The 3,341-nt window shown below is 44.1% G+C and carries 5 protein-coding genes; 1 reads left to right on the top strand and 4 read right to left on the bottom strand.

Features of this window, described 5'->3' with window-relative positions; genetic code table 11:
• Window positions 1-91 precede the first annotated feature (91 nt).
• Window positions 92-649 carry a helix-turn-helix domain-containing protein gene (locus JK188_RS16820; RefSeq protein WP_211887920.1) on the top strand — a complete coding sequence of 186 codons (558 nt, stop codon included), beginning with the start codon at window positions 92-94 and terminating at the stop codon, window positions 647-649.
• Between the two features lie 45 nt (window positions 650-694).
• Here JK188_RS16820 and ilvN read toward each other — a convergent pair whose 3' ends face one another.
• The 4 genes from ilvN to JK188_RS18040 all read right to left on the bottom strand — a co-directional run.
• Complete coding sequence (gene ilvN / locus JK188_RS16815) at window positions 695-979, bottom strand: acetolactate synthase small subunit (RefSeq protein ID WP_108479335.1); 285 nt, start codon at window positions 977-979, stop codon at window positions 695-697.
• A 2-nt stretch (window positions 980-981) separates the two neighbouring features.
• Window positions 982-2,679 carry an acetolactate synthase large subunit gene (ilvB, locus tag JK188_RS16810; RefSeq protein WP_211887845.1) on the bottom strand — a complete coding sequence of 566 codons (1,698 nt, stop codon included), beginning with the start codon at window positions 2,677-2,679 and terminating at the stop codon, window positions 982-984.
• A gap of 104 nt (window positions 2,680-2,783) precedes the next feature.
• Window positions 2,784-2,873 (bottom strand): ilvB operon leader peptide IvbL, encoded by a 90-nt coding sequence (gene ivbL / locus JK188_RS16805; RefSeq protein ID WP_108479355.1) that lies wholly within the window; start codon window positions 2,871-2,873, stop codon window positions 2,784-2,786.
• Window positions 2,874-3,103: 230 nt separating this feature from the next.
• Window positions 3,104-3,341 (bottom strand): hypothetical protein (locus JK188_RS18040; protein WP_211888681.1); only part of this gene is annotated, 238 nt, incomplete at its 5' end.

The raw sequence follows: 3,341 nt of genomic DNA, 5'->3' as shown, positions 1-3,341 counted from the left end.
AATATCGTGTTTCTGACATTTCATATTTAAGATGTTAGAATTGGCAGCAGAAATGAGAATTTATAAAAATAATATTGTGGAAGACAGTGTCGTGGAAAATAAAATAAATATAAAAATTGGCCAGAAAGTACGTCTGTTGCGTCAGGCGAGAAACCTTTCTCTGAGTGAGCTTTCCCACTTATCAGGGATCTCCAAAGCCGCTCTTTCTAAGTTGGAATCAGGGGATTCAAACCCGCGCATCGACACCTTAGAGTCCATTGCAGCTGCGCTACGTTTTCCGCTCAGTGACTTATTTACACGCCAAAATGAATCTTATCCCTATTTGGTGAAGGCCACACAGCTTGAAGGCGATTATTTAGAGCAATTTAAATTCCGTATCAGTATGGGAAACGTCTCTGAAATTTGGCAACTCAGTATGAAACGAGGCGCAATTATTAACAGCCCCGCGCATATGGTTGGCACCCATGAACACATTATGGTACACGCGGGCTCCCTTATGCTGCGCTTAGAAGATGAGCAAAATGTCGTTCTTGAGGCTGGAGATTTTTACGCTTTCAGCGGAGACTTTCCTCACGCTTACTTATGTATTGAGGGGGATGTACACGCCACCGTCGTGATGACCTATTCACATTTGAGTGATGGAGTTTAATAAGTCAGCCCACAATCCTTGTAGGCTGACCACATTCATTCAGAATTACTGCAAATAATCCTGCATGGTTTCAAACACACGCAAGTCATCGCTAAAACGAACTTCGCGGACGTCTTCCAATTTCTCAACTTGGTTGACCATCTGCGATAAACGCTCATCTTTCTGAACTAATAACCAAATTCGGCTTTCGTCCTTATCTTTAATTGGCATACATAGGATACCATCCACGTTAAAGGCTCGACGCGCAAACAACCCACAAATATGTGACATGACGCCCGGATGGTTGCGAACAATTAATTCTAAGGCGATTGGGTGATGTTCAAATACCATAATTACGCTCCGATCATATCAATATTAGCGGCACCAGGAGGAACCATTGGATATACCTTCTGATTGACATCAATCAGGGCATGAATTAAGCAAGGTCCTTTAGTGTTCATAATCGCTTCCAGCGCCATTTCAGGGTCGGATTCATTATTTAAATCGCACGTTTGAAAACCAAACCCAGAGGCAATTTTAATAAAGTCGGTCTGATACGGGTAAGCTGCTGCAAAGATACGATTCTCAAAAAACAGATCTTGCTGCTGATGAACCATGCCCAGTGCTTGGTTGTTCATTAAAACTATCTTAATGTTTAATTGATGCTCCGCCGCCGTCGCCAGTTCCTGAATATTCATCATCAAGCTACCATCACCAGAGAAACAAACGATGGTTTTATCGGGGTGAGCCAATGCCGCGCCAATTGCTGCCGGTAAACCAAAGCCCATCGTACCCAAGCCACCGGATGTTAACCACTGGCGTGGGCGTGATAATGGATAAGCTTGCGCCGCCCACATTTGGTGCTGCCCAACATCCGTTGTAACAATCGCCTCTTCCCCTGCGGCGCGCGCGGTGGCTAATACCAAACCGTAATGATCTAATGGATCATCCGCATTGGCTAAATTCAGCGGATAATTATTTTTCAGATCATTAACTTGCTGAACCCACTCTTGACGATCATTGCGCTCAACTAATGGCAGCAACAGCTCCAAAATCTGCCCCGCATCCGCATGGATAGCAATGTCTGGACGTTTGATTTTACTGATTTCCGCTTTATCGATATCAACATGAATAATTTTGGCATTCGGGCAGAACTTTTCCGCTTTACCAATGGCGCGATCATCAAAGCGAGCACCGATAACAATCAGTAAATCAGACTCTTCCATGATCATGTTCGTGCTTCGTGCCGCATGCATACCCAACATGCCCAAATACAGCGGGTGACGCATTGGGATCGTTCCCAACGCCATCAAGGTCATTGTCGTTGGTAAAGAGGCTTTTTCCGCAAAAGCGATAGCCGTCGCGGTTGAATCTGAGCTAATCACCCCACCACCGAAATAGAGTACAGGACGCTTCGCACGGTTGATCATTTCCGCCGCTTGGATTACTTTTTCCATATCAAAACTTGGGGCTTTATCTTTCGGTAAAATCTCTGGCAGTACATCTAACTCAATGGTCGCAGTCTGTACATCTTTTGGAATATCAATCCAAACCGGCCCTGGACGCCCAGACTCCGCAATACGGAATGCTTCGCAAATCACGCGAGGCAGGTCTTCAATGCTGCGCACCAAATAGTTGTGCTTCGTAATCGGAATTGAAATACCGTAAGTATCAACTTCCTGAAACGCATCGGTACCAATCATCGAAGATGGCACTTGCGCGGTGATGCATACCAGTGGAATTGAATCCAGCTTCGCATCCGCAATGGCTGTCACTAGGTTAGTGGCACCAGGACCGCTTGAGGAAATACACACCGCTGCTTTGCCTGTGCTACGTGCAATTCCCTGTGCAATAAAACCCGCACCTTGCTCGTGACGCGCCAGTATGTGGCGAATTTTTTTGCTTTGCCCCAGCGCATCATAAAATGGCAATGCAGCCCCGCCAGGGATACCAGAAACGATGGTAATGCCATGTTTTTCCAACAAATGGACGATCAATTCTGCGCCTGTAAAACAGGTTTTTTGTGGTGATGTTGTGCCCGACTCGCTCATAATTTTTTATTCCTTCACTAGCCTGCGGATCCGAGTTTTAGGTCATAAAAAAACCCCGCTCGGTTTGCGCCGGCGGGGTTTCTAAATCGCGTGATTTGTTCCCGTTACGGCGCTAAGCCCACGACCACCACCACACGCACGACTACCGCGGCTAGTGGCGCGGTAAGTAGTAGGTTTGAACGGTTAGCGGTCATTTTCACGAGAGTTTCCTGTAATTTAATTCTGTCAGATTTAGCTAAAATCCATATTTACTGAATTTCCTGTTTAGCTAAAGTCTGTCTGATTTTTCATTTTTGTATTTGCTGCATTTAAGAAACCATAAAATCCTAACCTTCACAACCCTTTTTTTCGTTTTTCTTAGTTGTGGATTTCAAATGAGAGGCGTATCACAGAATGTTGTTGAGGCGTGATAATCCCATTCTAATCAGCACACGCACAGAGAATGGATTTTTCTGAGCTCATCAATCATAAAAGAATTTTCATTATCAATAAGATCTTTTTTTATTGAAGCGATAATGATTTTAATTGTTTCCGTTCTATTTCTATCTAGAGATTGCGTTAAATCATTAAGTTCATTTGCAAAATTTGATGAAACTTTCATTGATAATCTTTTTCTCGGCATTGATGCCATTATTGGAGTTACCTTTAATAGTGCTTCATAA

The organism is Providencia sp. JGM181, assembly GCF_018257375.1.
Classification (GTDB): domain Bacteria; phylum Pseudomonadota; class Gammaproteobacteria; order Enterobacterales; family Enterobacteriaceae; genus Providencia; species Providencia lanzhouensis.
This window is presented reverse-complemented; position numbering and strand designations above follow the sequence as displayed.